This is a genomic window from Scytonema hofmannii PCC 7110 (genome assembly GCF_000346485.2).
GTDB lineage: Bacteria > Cyanobacteriota > Cyanobacteriia > Cyanobacteriales > Nostocaceae > Scytonema > Scytonema hofmannii.
The window spans coordinates 7,922,355-7,938,223 of record NZ_KQ976354.1 but is presented as its reverse complement, the minus strand read 5'-3'; the positions used below and the strand labels follow the sequence as shown (position 1 = coordinate 7,938,223).

Below are 15,869 nucleotides of genomic sequence, written 5' to 3'. Positions count from 1 at the left end.
TTACTGTTGGTGTAACAATTTAGTAGTCAAAATCGTTACCCAAACCGCCTGCACCAGGTGCAGTAGGAACAGCCTCCTTCGGTTCTGGCTTGTCAACTACAATTGCTTCAGTGGTCAATACCATACCTGCAATTGACGCTGCATTCTGCACAGCCGAACGGGTTACTTTGGCAGGATCAACAATCCCTGCTGCAAATAAATCCACAAACTCGCCAGTTGTTGCGTCGTAACCTACATTGAAATCTTTCTCTTTCACTCGCTCTGCAATTACCGCACCGTTTTGACCTGCATTTTCCGCAATCCGCTTTAAAGGAGCAGCCAATGCCCTAGATACAATTAACGCCCCTGTTAATTCTTCATTTACCAAGTTAGACCTAGCCCAGTCTTCTAACCCAGGAGCCAGATGTGCTAGTGTAGTACCGCCACCGGGAACAATACCTTCTTCAACAGCAGCTTTAGTAGCGTTAATGGCATCTTCAAGGCGGAGTTTGCGATCTTTGAGTTCGGTTTCGGTGGCAGCGCCCACCTTAACGACCGCAACCCCGCCTGCTAGCTTTGCCAAACGTTCTTGCAGTTTCTCTTTGTCATATGAAGACTCGGTTTCTTCGATTTGCCGACGGATTTGCTCCACCCGAGCTTTCACAGCTTGCTCGTTACCTTCAGCAACAATGGTGGTACTATCTTTGGTGATAGTGACTCGACGAGCTTTACCGAGTTGGTCAAGCTTGGTGGCATCCAACTTCAAACCAGCATCTTCTGTAATTAACTGTCCTCCTGTAAGAATGGCAATGTCTTCCAAAATCGCCTTACGACGATCTCCAAACCCAGGTGCTTTCACAGCAGCTACATTTAATACGCCACGTAGGCGATTAACTACTAAAGTTGCCAAAGCTTCTTTTTCAATGTCTTCGGCAATAATTACCAAGGGTTTGCCTTGACGCGCTACTTGCTCAAGAATGGGTACTAAATCTTGGACTAAAGCAATTTTCTTATCGGTTATCAGAAGGAAAGGTTCGTCTAGCACTGCTTCTAACCGCTCGGCATCCGTTGCAAAATAGGGAGAAATATATCCCTTGTCGAAGTTCAATCCTTCTGTGACTTCCAATTCGGTGGTAACTGACTTGCCTTCTTCTAGAGAAATTACTCCTTCACGACCAACCTTATCTAAGGCTTCCGCAATTAAAGCACCCACAACTTCATCATTTCCAGCAGAGATGGCAGCAACTTGAGCGATCGCCTTAGAGTCTTCAACGGGACGAGCGTGTTCTTTGATTTTATCCACTAAAAAAGCTGTGGCTTTGTCAATGCCACGCTTGAGTTGAATAGCGTTTGCACCAGCAGCAACATTTCGCAATCCTTCTTTGACAATGGCATGAGCCAAAACAGTTGCCGTTGTAGTGCCATCTCCGGCTGCATCATTTGTTTTGGAGGCAGCTTGACGGATTAAGGCCACGCCAGTGTTTTCAACATGATCTTCTAGTTCAATTTCTTTAGCTATGGTGACTCCATCATTAACAATTTGAGGAGCACCAAACTTTTTCTCCAAAACAACATTACGACCTTTAGGACCGAGAGTAACAGCTACTGCTTCAGCCAGAATGTCAATTCCTTTTTCCAATGCACGACGAGCATTTTCGTTGTAAATGATGCGCTTTGCCATATTTGTTGTTTGTCCTTTGTTGTATCAGTGACCAGTGACCAGTGACCAGTGACTATGAAACAATTGCAAGAATGTCCTTCTCGGATAACAGGACATATTCTTCCGTACCAAGCTTAATGTCGGTACCAGCATATTTGGAGTAGAGGACTCGATCCCCAACTGCAATATCAATTGCCTGATGAGTGCCATTATCATTAAGCTTGCCAGGACCCACTGCAACAATTTCACCCACTTGAGGCTTTTCTTTGGCACTATCAGGCAGAAGAATACCGCCTGTCGTTTTCTCTTCGGACTCACTAACCTTGATGAAGACTCGATCGCCTAGAGGCTTAACAGTGGATACGCTCAACGTTATGGATGGCATATACAATCCTCCAAACTCACAAAATAAGGTAGATTAACAGCAAGCAAATTTAAAGGTTGCTGGTAGTTGAGGCTTAAAATCCAGTAAGTCTATCGGGATACTGAACTTTTTCATATCAAGTATGATGTCATATAGTTTTGTAAAAATCAAGCGGTTTAGAAAAAGAACTAGCAGTTGCCAATAGCAACTGCCACATTTTCAGTAAAATCTTGTCCAATGCTTTCTAGAAAAGCTAATCAGGATAAAAAACTACCGTCCGTAATTCAATACTCTGACGTGGTGCAGCATCTGGAGGGCTTGTGGGGTCGTCAAATCCTGTATGAGCAGCAAACCTCGCTCTTCCATCCTCTGCGGAGTCAAAACACTTAATAAATAGCGCTTCGTCTGGTTGCATTTGGGGGAAGTAGAACCATTTGTGTGACGGGTTATAGGTGATTGAGTAGGTTTTTGATTTTGATGGGATAATAAGAACAAGTAATGCACCCAAAATTGACCCGATAAGAGTCAAGACTATCAGCAATGGTAACCGTCTAGCATCGATCGCGTTTTTACCAATAAAAGGTAGTGTTCCACCAATACTCATCAAGGTTAATGCCAGCATATTAGTTGCAATGGCGATACGCGGCTCAACTCCAAACTCAAGCATGACTGGTACGGTAATGAGAGAAGTGCTACCAGCAATGACGCTAATAATGCTAGCTAGCAAGAAAATTCCAGCAAGAATTAGTATTGAGTAAACACTCATAAAATAGGAGGATTTAATTGTTATCAATCAATATTTTGAAAGTATTTTTGCTGTTTATCAAGTGTTTTAAAACTGAAGTTTAATTTACCTACTTAATAAGTAAAAAAAGAATTTTATTGGTAACAACTAAGTTGGTAAAGAAAGATACTGAAACTAAATAACTGCTTTTTTTATTTGTCTATTTTTATACTTAATTTGCTCTCTTACCCTGTCTTAACAGGCATACCAAAATTACGGAAGAACCTAAGTAAGATGTCAAAGGTACTCCCAGAATTGCGTCAAGCTCTCTATAAATTTATTTACAGAAAGATTTTTCTTTTCTGAAGAGTTGTATGATAGACATAAAATACGATAAAATTATAGACAAACAGGAATATGCAGGCTAACAAGTGTTGGTGATTGTCAACAAAACCCGATAAATATGTAGTATAATAAACAAAATTATTTTTACCACGAGTGTTTAATTAAAGCATTAGTGCCTGAGGAGATGTCATATAGGATTTTGTTAGTAGCAAAAGTCTGCTACTCAAAAATAGTCGTCATACACTCTATTAAGCACCGTGATTGATTCTAATGTCCTGATAGCACATCCTTCAACCACCACGATCGCGATCGTCGGCGCAGGCTTTAGTGGTTCTTTAGTAGCGGCTCACCTGTTAAAAACTGCCAACAGACCCCTGCTGATCGAGCTGATTGAGCGCAGTCACGAAATTGGCAAGGGAGTTGCCTACAGCACCGACACCACCAGCCATTTGCTCAATGTATCCGCAGGCAAGATGAGTGCCTTTCCCGACGATCCCGGTCATCTGCTGCGCTGGCTGCAGTATAACCGCAGCGAGTTGGCAGCATTCCTACCCAATGACTTGAACGCCAGCAGCTTCATTCCCCGTCAGCTCTACGGGCTTTATATCCAATCTATTCTGGAGGAAGCTGAAGCCACGGCTTCGAGTAACGTTCGGCTGGAGCGCGTCATCGATGAAGTGGTAGCAGTGGAGCCACAAGCCAAACAAGCAATCGTCTCCTTGCGGAGCAGCCGTACTTTCGTGGCAGATAAAATTGTGCTGGCAGTAGGAAATGCGCCCACTCCTCCCCCAGTGTCTCAACCTCCAGCATCACAGCAGAACGATCGCACCAACAACTCCTACCTGCGCCATGCCTGGTCAGCCGATGCGTTAGCAGAGCTTGAGAGTAACGCGCCTGTATTGCTAATTGGCACTGGACTGACTATGGTGGATATGGTGGTGGCACTTCACGAGCGCAACCATCGGGGCAAAATTAATGCCGTGTCTCGCAGGGGGTTATTTCCGCTGCCGCATCAATCGACAAAACCCTACCCCGCCTTTTTAACCCCAGACACCGCACCCAAAACAATTCGGGGCTTGCTGCGGTGCATTCGCAGTGAGGTGCAGACGGCAGAGGCACAGGGGTACGACTGGCGATCAGTGATTGATTCCCTGCGTCCCATCACCCAGCAACTCTGGCAACAACTGCCCCGCGTGGAGCAGCAGCGTTTTTTGCGCCATGCCACCCCCTATTGGGATGTACATCGGCATCGAATTGCCCCCGAAATTGGCAAGGTTATCCAGGCAATGCTGGACTCAGGGCAATTAACTATTACCTCCGGACGCATTCAGGACTATCAAACGGCATCTGACGGGGTAGCAGTGACAGTTCGCCGACGCCAAACGACAACGAATTGGGTCTTGCAGGTTAGCCGTGTGGTGAATTGCACCGGGGTACACGCAGATTATCAGCGATCGCCCCAACCCCTGATTGCCAATTTACGTGACCAAGGGTTGATCCGCCCCAACGACATTGGCTTGGGGTTGGATACTGCCGCTGATGGTGCCGTATTCGATGCTCGGGACAACCGTTCAACCCTACTCTATACCTTGGGTACGCCGCGCAAAGGCAATTTGTTTGAAACGATCGCCGTCCCAGAACTGCGCGAGCAGGCACAGGCACTAGCGGTAACTTTGTTGCAGTCACTCCCAGTGCGGGTGCGTCCCGTTTCACCCTTTTCTCGCACCATTAAACAAGACAGCAACGCTCCTCGACCAACCATCCCCCAGTCAACGCTGTTGTTTCGCCAATTCTTTGACCCGGAATCGAGCACCTACACCTATCTGATTGCGGACAGTCAAACGAAAGAAGCGGTGCTGGTTGATACAGTATTGGAGCAGGTTGACCGTGATTTACAAGTGCTGGATGACTTGGGGTTGACCCTGCGCTACTGTTTGGAAACTCACATCCATGCCGATCATATCACCGGGGCAGGTAAACTGAGACAGCAAACGGGTTGTCAGGTAATGGTGCCCCTCAATAGTACTGCTCGGTCTGCGGATCGCTCCCTTGTCGATCGCGAAACCTTAATTGTGGGGACGGTAAAGATTGAGGCGATCGCCACACCAGGGCACACCGATAGCCATCTGGCTTATTTAGTCAACAACACTCATCTGTTAACGGGGGATGCCTTATTAATTCGGGGCTGTGGACGCACAGACTTCCAATCGGGCGATGCGGGCATTCTGTACGATACGGTGACGCAACAGTTATTTACTCTCCCAGAAGAAACCCTAGTTTATCCCGCCCATGACTACAAAGGGCGCAACGTTTCCACAATTGGCGAAGAAAAACGCCTCAATCCCCGATTTAGCGTTCGAGGAGCGACTCGGAACGAGTATCGTAGCCGCGATCAATTTATCACAATCATGAGCCATCTAGGTTTGAGCTATCCCAAAAAGATGAACGAAGCCGTACCCGCCAATGAATACTGTGGCGATTTCATGCCAGAAGCAAGTCTGAGCAATGGCAAGAGTTCGGCGGATGCAGATCGTGAAAAAGTAGAACTGACGCTATCGACGAATACTGAAATCTATGAGGACTACTTTGCTATGTACATTTAGGAGTACAAGGCAAAGGCATTGCCGAGATTTTCCTTTGCCAGTTATATTTGAATCTGCTCTCTAAAACTTACTCAAACCTACTTACTCTCAAAATTCAATAAGTTTGATGTTCAGTTCCTAAGCAGAACTGATTAACCCTAGTTTAGGGGTATTTAAACTATAGTTCTCCAGGGTTGGATCGCCAGCGTAAAACGTAGGATTCTAAAGCACGAATGCCCCAATCGAGGAAAACGCTTAAGGATGCCAATACCACCAGTATTGCCCAAGCTTTATCAACATTCAAAGTTCCTTGTGCTGCCATCAAGAGATAGCCTAACCCCTGAGTTGAACCGATATACTCAGCTACAAGCGCCCCTACTAACCCCCCTTCCGCACCCTAAGTGTCACATACAAAAAAACACAAAGAAAATAGTACAAAATAACTAAAGAAAAAGTAGAGTGCAATCAAATAGTTAAGAATTAATAGCATTAAGAACAAAGAGAAGTAGAGATATATTCCCATTCTCAATGGAAATTCAATCCTGTTGAAGATTGAGTTACGAAAATAAAAGAAATAGAAAAATTTGAGTTTTCTCAGAAGAAATATAGAAGAATGGAGACAGAATGGTGAAGGAGAATTCTGTTGTTATGTTTAATATTGAAGAGATGTCTATACAGAATATAGACCATTTGGGGATAGTAGCAGGAATAGTAGACGCCATTGGATTAGTAGAAATTCTCAATGATGTATTGGGAAAAGAAGAAGATGAAAAGGTAAGTGCAGGTCATGTTGTGAAAGCCATGATTTTAAATGGATTAGGATTTGTTTCGCAACCTTTATATATGTTTCCCAAATTTTTTGAATCAATCCCTTGTGAACATTTAATAGGTGAGGGAGTCAAAGCCGAATATTTAAATGATGATAAGCTCGGCAGAGTCATGGATAAAATGTTTCTCAAAGGATTAGAAACAATATTTTTAGCAATTAGCTTAAATGTTGTCAAGAAGTTTAAAATACAGACAACAACATCACACTTAGATTCATCATCAATCCACGTACATGGAGAATATAAAATACCTTTACCAGAGGTCATATTTGAAAATTTCAAAATTGAAGACGAATCTGACCAAGAAGAATCACAGTTAAAATCCAAACAGGCGATAAATATCACCTATGGATATTCTCGTGACCATAGACCAGATTTAAAACAGTTTTTAATAGAATTAATATGTACGGGGGATGCAGATATACCATTGTTTTTTAAAACAGCATCTGGAAATAGAGTAGATTCTTCATACTTTGGAGAAATAGCTGTTGAGTATAAAAAGCAAATCCAATTAGATAGTTTAATAGTGGCAGATTGTGCTTTATATTCATCCGCAAATCTTCAACTCATGTCAGAACTGAAATGGTTATGTAGAGTGCCGTTGAGCCTAAAATCAGCACAATCATTAGTCTCAACACTACCAGAATCAAAATTCATTGAAAGCGAATTAAAAGGATATTCGTTTGTAGCTACTGAAAGTGATTATGGCGGAATAAAACAGAGATGGTTAATTGTACAAAGCCAAGAAAGAAGAGAAGTAGATTTACGTAAGCTCTCACAAAAAATTCTGAAAGCTGAAGAAAAAGCTCGGAGCGAATTGAAGAAGTTAGCTGCCGAAAAATTTGCTTGTGAAGCGGATGCGGTTAAAGCATTATCAAAACTTTCCCAAAAGTTCAAATATCATCAAATTGAGAAACATCAAGTGACTGTAATAACACCAAAAGCACAAGGAGCAGAAATTCCATCAGATGTTTATCAAATATCCGCAACAATTACGAAGGATGAAAATCAAATTCATCAAGATTCTCTAAGTGCTGGAAGATTTATCATTGCGACAAATGTTTTAGAATCAAGTCAGCTTGGCAATAGTACCATGATTTACCATTATAAAGCACAACAGTCGTGTGAGCGAGGATTTGCATTTCTCAAAGACCCATTATTTTTTGCCAATAGTGTTTATCTTAAAAGACCCGAAAGAATTGAAGCATTGGCAATGATTATGGGTTTATGCTTATTAGTTTATAAGTTAGCACAGCGACAAATACGACTAGCTTTATATGAGTCAGGATTAACTGTTAAGAATCAGTTAGGCAAATCCATAGATAATCCTACTTTAAAGTGGCTCTTCCAATGTTTTCAATCAATTCACCTTGTTACCTTTCATCAGGACAGACAAATTTCTAACTGGAATCAAGAAAGAGACTTAATTTTGAAGTTATTACCCTCTTATTGCCACCGTTATTATCGATTAGTCACATAATTACTTCTCTTTGCTTTTCTTAATTTATGACTTCTCCACTTCCGAGCTATTTTTTCTTCTATACAATAGCTCTAAATCATCATATCTAATATTTTTTTTCTCAGGCTTATCTATCAGTAATATCATTAATTAATTTCAATAATCATAGAAATTTATTTATAAAAGACGCTCAAAAAACTATGGCTTTCTTATTGCTAACAATTGAGAATGACTTAGACGTGTTAAATTGCAGTTTTGATGCTTGCTCACCTAGTTTTTTTGAAATAAAAGTATAATTAAATTCTTTATTTGGCTATTTAATCCAGTAATTACCGATTGTGACAGTCCGGGTGCGGAATGGGGGCTACTAAAGCCATACCTAAACTTGTGCGAATCCCCGCAATTACCCAACTGAGAACTGAAGACAGTATAACCATATGCAACATCTGCCATCGATTGGCACCCATCACCTGAAAAGCAGAAACTAATTCGCGATCGATGTTCTGGAGTCCTTGATAAGTTGTAAAAAAGATGGGGAAAAAAGCTGCCAAAGCTGCTAGCAAGACTTTGGAGAGTAATCCAATACCAAACCAAATAATGAGAAAGGGCGCTTGTCATTCTTATTAAGTTTTAAATAGTGCGAATCCTCAATTTTGCTGTTGTAATACCTGTGTAGTTAACTCTGACCACATCTCACGCTGGATTTTCTGAAATTTTGGATCGGTACGAATCGTGAGCGCGGAACGTTCTGTTGGCAAATCAATCTTAAATTTCTTCACAATTCTGCCGGGACGAGCACTTAGTAAAAAGACTCGTTGAGAAAGTGCGATCGCTTCATCAAGGTCGTGAGTTACTAGAACAAAGGTGCATCCCGTATCGCGCCATAATCGGAGTAATTCATCCTGTAACAGAGCGCGTGTTTGAGCATCAAGACTACTGAGAGGTTCGTCAAGTAACACAACATCGGGTTCATAAATGAGCGTCCGAATTAGCAACACGCGCTGCTGCATCCCACCTGACAGTTCTTTAGGAAAGTTGTGTTCAAAACCGTACAAGCCATATTTTGCCAACAGTACCAAAGCTTTTTTCCGTCCTTCAGTTCGGGGTACACCACGAATTTCTAGAGGAGCAGTGACGTTATCTACCACGATGTGCCAAGGCAACAAGGTTTGCTTTTGGAACAGGTAACCAATTTCTTTGATACCACTAGTATTGAAAGTGCCTTCTATATGCGCACTAGGACTAACTAACCCTGCGATCGCATTAAGTAACGTGCTCTTTCCGCAGCCACTTGATCCAATAAGTGTGACAAATTCACCAGCATTTATGGTCAAGCTAATATCTTGTAATGCTTCAATTCGCTTATTCTGACTCCAATAAGAAATGGAGAGATGTTGGGTAGCAATTATAGGAGTTGACATAATTAATATTATTCTCCTTAAGCACGACGACCTGAATATGTGTCAAAGACTCCTTGAGAATATGGAACTAATTTTTTAATAATTCCTGTATCTAAGAATACTCGCTGGTCTGCAAGATATGCTGTTTGACTAATGGAGGCATTCTTGGGAACCGATCGCTTGAGTTCGGTGCAAAGACCTGTGATAATAGCATCTAAATTGGCATTATCAAAACGTTTTCCAACCACCTTAAGGATTTGTTCGGGTGAGGTTTGATGCATATATGTGAAAGTGCGATTTGCCACTACGACCAATCTCTTAACTGCATCAGGCTTCTGGAAAGTGATGATCACCCCGATTGGGCGATCCCACGTTCGCATCGATTTATGCATCGCTCATCAAAACTTGACAATTCGGTTATCGACAATCTGCTTGAAGGTGGCATCGGGAGCGATGAGTCCCCACTTCACCATCCAGTTATAGGTGCGGCGAAAATCGACCTCAGAGTACGGTGCTGGGTCTGCGTAGCGCAACCGATTGCGATGGAAGTCCGAAGGTTCGAGATGCACAATATCTTCGGATACGTCATCGATCAGGTACTTCACGTACCGGAGCGGGTCGTCCTGTAGATCCTTTACTGCTCGACGGATCGCTCTATATGATCGCCGCAAATGTTTCCTCATCCAGTTCGGGACTGCCGATTTCCAGACCCACGTAGTGCGCCTCGGCGATGATCTTGTAGCCGAGCTTTTCTGCCACCGTAATCCACGGCTCCATAACCGCAACCGCATTGACGAGACCGTCACGCAGTGCCACGAAGCGGTTGAAGCGCTTGCCTTCACCGCCGCCATCAATATGCACCACTTCGATCTCTTCCTTGGAGAGGAAACCTTCAAGGATTTGGATAGCGATGTAGTGGGAACCGTGGTGAAAGTTCACGCCAACTGGCACGTTTGCCAAGTCTTGCGGGATGTTATACGGTGAGTCGGGTCGCACGACGATTGCTTGGCTTGCAATAGCAGCACGTTTGGCAACGACTTGACCGCCACAAGATCTGTCATACGTGCGCCGTACTTGTCCCCACTCGCAAGCACGGTAGAGGATGCTCTCGCCTTGCTCAAATAGCGAATGACTGCCGAAAGAGCTTACCTGCCGATGATCGTCAATCAGCGAGATCTCAGGCGTGCGGTTGTTAGAGTTACGCTTGACGAACTCAATCTCAATTCCCTCGTCGGCGAAGTAGCCCCGATCGCGAGCCACGTAGTACGGCAGCGAGAACACTGTCCCACCGATCTCATTCCTGACCTTCTTGAGTTTAAGTGTTGCGTTACTCACTGTCTATCTCCTTACTAAAAGGATGAATATTTATAAGTAAAATTAATATTACGGTTTTTCTATGTATTTAGTCAAGTTTTTAAAATTGTCAATGCAGATAAATGCTTCTTCTAGCTTTTTGACGCAGGTATATGTTGAAGGTGCAGACAGATGGACTGCTTTACTTAAACAAAAATTCAACTTTTAAGCTTTAGTAATCAACTTTACCAGCAATGTTAAAGCATCTGTGATTCAATAATGCCAAAAGCAATAATTGTAAGCAGAGATTTTAACAATGGAACATCGCTCAGGGAGCCTCAAAGGATTTAGAGGACTGAAACTCTATTACCAAAGCTGGCATCCACTCGGTAATTCTTGTGCAATAGTACTGATTATACATGGATTAGGAAGTCATAGTGGTTTGTTTAGCAACGTAGTTGAGCATCTCGTCGGATCTGGATACGCTGTCTATGGGTTGGATTTGCGTGGACATGGACGCTCACAAGGTCAACGAGGACATATCAATACGTGGTCTGAGTTTCGAGAAGATCTTAAAGCCTTCTTGAAATTGATTGAGGTACAACATCCAGGATGCCCACGCTTTCTCTTAGGTCACAGTCTGGGAGGAGCCATCGTTTTAGACTATGTACTACGCTTTCCAACCGCAGTACAGGGTGCGATCGCAATGGCTCCACCTTTGGGACGGGTTGGTGTTTCGCCGGTCAAGTTGACCTTGGGGCGCACACTCTCACAGGTGATGCCACGCTTTGCACTCAATACTGGTTTTGCTGGCGCTACAGTTTCACGCGATCAGAACGTGCTAGCGACTTTCACTCAAGATCGACTCATGCATTCTTGGGGAAGCGCACGTCTGGCGACAGAGTTTTTAAGCGCGATCGCTTGGATTCAATCCCATGCAAATGATTTAGCTGTACCAATATTGATTCTTCATGGTGGAGCCGATCGAGTCGCTCTTCCCGAAGGCAGTCGTGTTTTCTTTGAAAAGATTAGCTTTCCAGATAAAGAGCGTTACGAATATCCTCAAAGCCGTCATGCCATTCATCGGGATCTCGATTATCAGGAAATGTTAGCTGACTTGGAAGATTGGCTAGCACGGCATGTTAAAGGAAGAACTTTACTCCCGTTCAGACGGCGAGCAGTGTCAGATGAATACATGCTCGGATAACGAAACCAAACTCCACAAATTGAACAACCCTGTCTTGCCTATGCCTAACGGCACGCTACGCGAACGGCTGAAGACAGGGATTCTGTATTAGTGAGCGTGTTCAATGCGCTCCTATTGCCTTGGCAGCAAGCTGCTGTACTTTTACGTTTTTTTGAGATTTAGAGCGTTTCCACAAATAAACCCTGTCTAAAAACTGGCAGCAATTTATGGTAATGTTATCTAGGCTAATTTCAATTTTTGAAGCAATTTTTTTGAGAATATTACAAGCGCCGTTTGCGTCAGCTGAGATAGAATGCTTTTTACCAGTGATATACATTCCCCTAGTTATTCTTTTACCACTAGCCTTCCAACTTTCGGGTCTTTCACCAAATACGTGAAGGTCATCGTTGTCGAAAAATGAGGAGCGAGAAGTGTAACTCTCCTCAGTCTCATGAAAAATAATTCCGTGAAAATTGCATAATTGTTTGAGTCGTTCTTTAAGTTTACCTGTAGGGATGCCAGCAAAACTTTGATTGTTTTGGCGACCCATCTCCATGTTTTGAGACTGCCCTTTATTCCAACCAAATACAATGTTACCAATCCTTTTTGATAGGCAATAGTTAATTATGTATCTAGCCGCTTTATTGGTAGCGTCATGCATTTGTCGATTGCGCTTACCAGTTAATCTATCTAAGTGACTGTTCCAAAATCCCTCTGATTTCCCTTCCTTATAGTTAGCAACTTGCTTGTGATAAAATTGATTCAAACTTTTCAGTTGTTTGCCATCAATAATAAATCCTTTTTCGCCAGTATTTGGCAAACAAGTCAGCCAATTATTTACACCGTGGTCAATACCTAACGCTAATTCCTTATTGAGTTCTGGTTTAATGCTAGTAGAAACTTTATACACAAAAATTGCGTATATGTCTCCATTTTGTGGTGAGATAGTGACTTCAACTATATCCTGAGAATTTTTGATATTGGTTGGATATGGCATCCAAATATAATCGATTTGGTGCATATCTTCGCCATATAGTTTCTTGATATCCCATCCCAAGGGAAATCCTAATAATGGACATGCATTTTCGTCATATTTCTTTTTTAAGGCTTGTTCGGGATAAGTTATTTCATGCATCCCTCCTTTTTTTCTGTAACTTGGTAATTTAGGGCGCAAAGGATTCTCGCCTGCGTAAAAAGCCTGTAGGCTTTCTTGATAAGCATAAAAGTTTTCTGCTATTTTGTGCATTACACTTTGACCTGCTTGTGAATGTAAAACAGCGTAATGCACGTTTTCTTTTAGTTCGATCTGTAATTCGTTCTTAACCATCTCTAAGTTAAAGTTTGACCGACCAAACCAAATAACTGATTGGCGCAAAGCGTAAATTGCACAATTCGCTAATTTATTAGCTTGTTCCAATAAGAATAAAAGAAGCTGCTTTTCCATTGAAGGTAGAGACAACCTTACTTTTTGCGCTCCATATTCTACAGGCAAGTGCTAAACTCCCATATTTAAATTAAACTACATTTAGTATATCACAGCTTAATGTTTATGCGTAAAGGCTCACACGCTATTTTTAACATTCAGTTACACATAGTTTTTGTTACTAAGTACCGTCACAAGATTATTAATGAGGCAATGCTAGCATCTATCCGCAACACACTGACCAGAGTTTGCGAAAAAAATAAGTGTATGCTCAAAGAATTTAATGGTGAATCAGACCACGTTCACCTGCTATTGGATCTTCACCCTGACAATAATCTCTCCTCTCTCATCGGTTCTATGAAATCTGCTTCGAGTCGTATTGTCAGGAGTGAGTTCAAAGAAATTATCGATAAATATTACTGGAAAGACAAATTTTGGAGCGACTCCTATTGTGCCGTTTCCGGTGGCGGCGCTCCATTAGAAATAGTCAAGCAATACATCCAGTCTCAAGATAAGCCAAAAAGCTAATTGGGAAAATATCAACGTTCCCCTGTGGGAACAGTTGATATTTTCCCCACGTAATTCCCCATCTTCTTAAGGTGGGGAATTACGGTGTTTTTGTTAAAAATCCCCTATTACCGCCGCAGGTAGTGGGGAGAATTAAGATTTGTCAATGCAATTTTCAAAAAAGAATGACTACTACTCAGGCTGCATCAGTGAGGAACGCAGGTGCAATCTAAGAAGGCGTAGCCAAGATAACCAAACTTTAGCAGGTTGGTCAAAGAATGTAAAAATATCGCCAAAGCCTACGTTAGTTTTTTGATGGTGAAGCCAATGTTGTTCGGGAGTTGTGATGAACAGAATCTGACACAAAAAATTCACTGGCTTCGGAGTTTGCCAACCGATGACGCTAGTATGTCTCCACCAAACATGAAACTGACCAAAAAGTATTCCAAAAACTACGCCGACGGGAGAAAAAGACCATAAAACTAATGCCACCAATATATACGGTAAAGCACCCAGAAAACCATCTAAAAGAATCTGGTAATTGAACATCAGGATAGCGTAGTGACGGAATTCTTTCTTTGCAGAGTGGTGTGTTTTTAGGTGGAGGCTACCAAAAACATGTTCGGGTACGTGGTAGCAGAAGGTAGAAAAAAAGTCCCCAAAAAACAGTAACAGCCAAGCCAAAGCCAAAGCCTTAAACATTTTTACTCCTCTTTGGAGAGAAAGCTATTAAGCATATTGTTGACGAATACTAGCAATGCCCTAAGATTGGGTGGGGTTTATATGGTTCCTCAAGTAACTTGCGTTCTTCTTCTTCGAGCAACCATTCTCGCCATTGGCGCGAGCCATATGTCATAATACCAAGGGATAGACGGGATACTTTTAGTCCGGTTTTACCTAGATTAACATATTTCATAAATTATACTTTCGCCTGAAGTTGTTTTTCAAACAATTCCTTAACTTTGAGCCAAGCATCAGCAGCAGATAAAGCATTGTAGCTACCACGATGATTACAGAAAAAACCGTGTTCTCCAGGATAGCGGAAGACTTGGTGAGGAATCTGATATTTCTCTAACTCTGCTTCAATTTGCTGTGTTTGTTCTAGGGGAATTCCTGCATCCTCAGTGCCAAAGAAAGCGTAAATAGTACCCTTGATATCTGGGGTACGGGTAATAGTAGGCGCACCACCACCGGGGGTTGAGTTTACGATCCCGCCACCGTAGAAGGAAGCTGTAGCTTTAATTTCAGGTAGTGTTGCTGCTAAATATACAATATGTCCTCCAAAGCAGAAACCAATAGAACCGATCGCATCACCATTCACATTTGGCAGAGTTTTGAGATAGGCAATTGTTGCTTGAATATCACTTAATATTTCATTGGCTTTGGTTTGTTCTTTATATTTTCTGCCAATCTGGATGTCTTCAGGGGTGTATCCACTCTCAAAACCAGGAGCAATCCGCTGAAAGATTGCAGGTGCGATCGCTACATACCCCTGTTTAGCTAATCTCTGTGTCACTTCCCGAATGTGAATATTCACCCCAAAAATTTCCTGAATCACAATTACTGCTGGAAAAGTTCCTTGACGAAGAGGTTCTGCCAGGTAAGCATCTATTTGTAAATCGCCATTAGGGATTTTGATCTGATTGGTGCGAACTTCTGTATCTATTGCCTTATTCTTAGTTTGTTGCTCTAAGAATTGTTTTAGGTGAGGTTGATCTAATTTCAGATTAATTTCTTTAGCTTTAGCAGTAATTTTCTCTGGTGTCAAACCGTCTTGAATTGAAGTAGCAATTAAAGCAACAGCACTTGCCCTAGCTCCGGCAGCACAGTGGATTAAAATTGGTTTGGGTAAATCCTCGATTTCTCGAATTGCTTTATCTACCAATTCCTGATTTGGTTCGGAAGGATTTAATGGAATGTTGGTATAATCAAGTCCTGCAGCTAGTGCCTGTTCCTGTTCGTCAGCTTGAAAGCCAGTTTCTTGAGGGGAACGCAGGTTGACTATAGATTTAAACCCTTCTTTTGCTGCCTGTTCTAATTCTTCAGGGGTAATTTGTCCTGCTGCACTAAACTGTTCGCTTACTTTTTTGATGTCTGTCATAACAAACTACCTTCAGGAT

Annotated in this window: 15 protein-coding genes and 2 pseudogenes; 4 read left to right on the top strand and 13 right to left on the bottom strand. The window is 42.3% G+C overall.

Going from position 1 to position 15,869, the window contains the following annotated elements; all coding sequences use genetic code 11:
* Positions 1-19: 19 nt before the first annotated feature.
* From groL to WA1_RS60530, 3 genes are all read right to left on the bottom strand, one after another.
* Positions 20-1,660, bottom strand: coding sequence for a chaperonin GroEL (groL, locus tag WA1_RS33360; RefSeq protein ID WP_017743711.1), 1,641 nt, complete (start codon positions 1,658-1,660; stop codon positions 20-22).
* A 52-nt stretch (positions 1,661-1,712) separates the two neighbouring features.
* On the bottom strand, positions 1,713-2,024 hold the full coding sequence (gene groES, locus WA1_RS33355) for a co-chaperone GroES (protein WP_017743712.1): 312 nt from the start codon (positions 2,022-2,024) through the stop codon (positions 1,713-1,715).
* A 232-nt stretch (positions 2,025-2,256) separates the two neighbouring features.
* Positions 2,257-2,769, bottom strand: a complete 513-nt coding sequence (locus WA1_RS60530) for a CmcJ/NvfI family oxidoreductase (RefSeq protein ID WP_017743713.1) — start codon at positions 2,767-2,769, stop codon at positions 2,257-2,259.
* Between the two features lie 560 nt (positions 2,770-3,329).
* Between WA1_RS60530 and WA1_RS33345 the strand changes: the two genes are divergently transcribed.
* The gene (locus WA1_RS33345) at positions 3,330-5,675 is read left to right on the top strand and encodes an FAD/NAD(P)-binding protein (RefSeq protein ID WP_017743714.1); all 2,346 of its coding nucleotides are present in this window, start codon (positions 3,330-3,332) and stop codon (positions 5,673-5,675) included.
* 157 nt (positions 5,676-5,832) lie between these two features.
* On the opposite strand, the pseudogene WA1_RS57445 reads toward WA1_RS33345, so the two are convergent.
* Positions 5,833-6,027: pseudogene (locus tag WA1_RS57445) on the bottom strand (hypothetical protein); the annotation flags it as partial.
* A 275-nt stretch (positions 6,028-6,302) separates the two neighbouring features.
* Here WA1_RS57445 and WA1_RS33340 point away from each other — a divergent pair.
* A complete protein-coding gene (locus tag WA1_RS33340) occupies positions 6,303-7,961 on the top strand; it encodes an IS1634 family transposase (protein ID WP_026134684.1) in 1,659 nt (552 codons plus the stop codon).
* A gap of 308 nt (positions 7,962-8,269) precedes the next feature.
* On the opposite strand, the gene WA1_RS33335 is transcribed toward WA1_RS33340, so the two are convergent.
* From WA1_RS33335 to WA1_RS33320, 4 genes are all read right to left on the bottom strand, one after another.
* On the bottom strand, positions 8,270-8,539 hold the full coding sequence (locus WA1_RS33335; RefSeq protein WP_081402988.1) for an ABC transporter permease subunit: 270 nt from the start codon (positions 8,537-8,539) through the stop codon (positions 8,270-8,272).
* A 48-nt stretch (positions 8,540-8,587) separates the two neighbouring features.
* Complete coding sequence (locus WA1_RS33330; protein ID WP_017743718.1) at positions 8,588-9,361, bottom strand: ABC transporter ATP-binding protein; 774 nt, start codon at positions 9,359-9,361, stop codon at positions 8,588-8,590.
* A gap of 17 nt (positions 9,362-9,378) precedes the next feature.
* Complete coding sequence (locus WA1_RS33325; protein WP_148662815.1) at positions 9,379-9,720, bottom strand: hypothetical protein; 342 nt, start codon at positions 9,718-9,720, stop codon at positions 9,379-9,381.
* A 274-nt stretch (positions 9,721-9,994) separates the two neighbouring features.
* Positions 9,995-10,675 (bottom strand): ABC transporter substrate-binding protein, encoded by a 681-nt coding sequence (locus WA1_RS33320; protein WP_017743721.1) that lies wholly within the window; start codon positions 10,673-10,675, stop codon positions 9,995-9,997.
* A gap of 274 nt (positions 10,676-10,949) precedes the next feature.
* Between WA1_RS33320 and WA1_RS33315 the strand changes: the two genes are divergently transcribed.
* Positions 10,950-11,840: an alpha/beta hydrolase gene (locus tag WA1_RS33315; RefSeq protein WP_017743722.1), complete on the top strand. Its 891-nt coding sequence runs from the start codon at positions 10,950-10,952 to the stop codon at positions 11,838-11,840.
* Positions 11,841-11,940: 100 nt separating this feature from the next.
* Here the strand turns inward: WA1_RS33315 and WA1_RS33310 are convergent, their stop codons facing one another.
* Complete coding sequence (locus tag WA1_RS33310; protein ID WP_272819452.1) at positions 11,941-13,278, bottom strand: RNA-guided endonuclease InsQ/TnpB family protein; 1,338 nt, start codon at positions 13,276-13,278, stop codon at positions 11,941-11,943.
* 84 nt (positions 13,279-13,362) lie between these two features.
* On the opposite strand from WA1_RS33310, the gene tnpA reads away from it, so the two are divergent.
* Positions 13,363-13,770 (top strand): IS200/IS605 family transposase, encoded by a 408-nt coding sequence (gene tnpA / locus WA1_RS33305; protein ID WP_017743724.1) that lies wholly within the window; start codon positions 13,363-13,365, stop codon positions 13,768-13,770.
* 171 nt (positions 13,771-13,941) lie between these two features.
* Here the strand turns inward: tnpA and WA1_RS33300 are convergent, their stop codons facing one another.
* The 4 genes and pseudogenes from WA1_RS33300 to WA1_RS58310 form a co-directional block, all read right to left on the bottom strand.
* Entirely contained in the window at positions 13,942-14,451 is a 510-nt protein-coding gene (locus tag WA1_RS33300; protein ID WP_017743725.1) for a sterol desaturase family protein, read from the bottom strand.
* 49 nt (positions 14,452-14,500) lie between these two features.
* Positions 14,501-14,665, bottom strand: coding sequence for a hypothetical protein (locus WA1_RS55720; RefSeq protein WP_272819281.1), 165 nt, complete (start codon positions 14,663-14,665; stop codon positions 14,501-14,503).
* Between the two features lie 3 nt (positions 14,666-14,668).
* Complete coding sequence (locus WA1_RS58315; RefSeq protein WP_026134686.1) at positions 14,669-15,415, bottom strand: dienelactone hydrolase family protein; 747 nt, start codon at positions 15,413-15,415, stop codon at positions 14,669-14,671.
* 129 nt (positions 15,416-15,544) lie between these two features.
* Positions 15,545-15,850, bottom strand: a pseudogene (locus tag WA1_RS58310) (protein tyrosine phosphatase family protein); the annotation flags it as partial.
* Positions 15,851-15,869 lie beyond the last annotated feature (19 nt).

Coding starts and splice junctions, on each gene's coding strand:
- WA1_RS33325 (WP_148662815.1), bottom strand. CDS start 9,720: ATGCGAACGTGGGATCGCCCAATCGGGGTGATCATCACTTTCCAGAAG.
- WA1_RS60530 (WP_017743713.1), bottom strand. CDS start 2,769: ATGAGTGTTTACTCAATACTAATTCTTGCTGGAATTTTCTTGCTAGCT.
- WA1_RS33340 (WP_026134684.1), top strand. CDS start 6,303: ATGTTTAATATTGAAGAGATGTCTATACAGAATATAGACCATTTGGGG.
- tnpA (WP_017743724.1), top strand. CDS start 13,363: ATGTTTATGCGTAAAGGCTCACACGCTATTTTTAACATTCAGTTACAC.
- groL (WP_017743711.1), bottom strand. CDS start 1,660: ATGGCAAAGCGCATCATTTACAACGAAAATGCTCGTCGTGCATTGGAA.
- WA1_RS55720 (WP_272819281.1), bottom strand. CDS start 14,665: ATGAAATATGTTAATCTAGGTAAAACCGGACTAAAAGTATCCCGTCTA.
- WA1_RS33315 (WP_017743722.1), top strand. CDS start 10,950: ATGGAACATCGCTCAGGGAGCCTCAAAGGATTTAGAGGACTGAAACTC.
- WA1_RS33330 (WP_017743718.1), bottom strand. CDS start 9,361: ATGTCAACTCCTATAATTGCTACCCAACATCTCTCCATTTCTTATTGG.
- groES (WP_017743712.1), bottom strand. CDS start 2,024: ATGCCATCCATAACGTTGAGCGTATCCACTGTTAAGCCTCTAGGCGAT.
- WA1_RS33300 (WP_017743725.1), bottom strand. CDS start 14,451: ATGTTTAAGGCTTTGGCTTTGGCTTGGCTGTTACTGTTTTTTGGGGAC.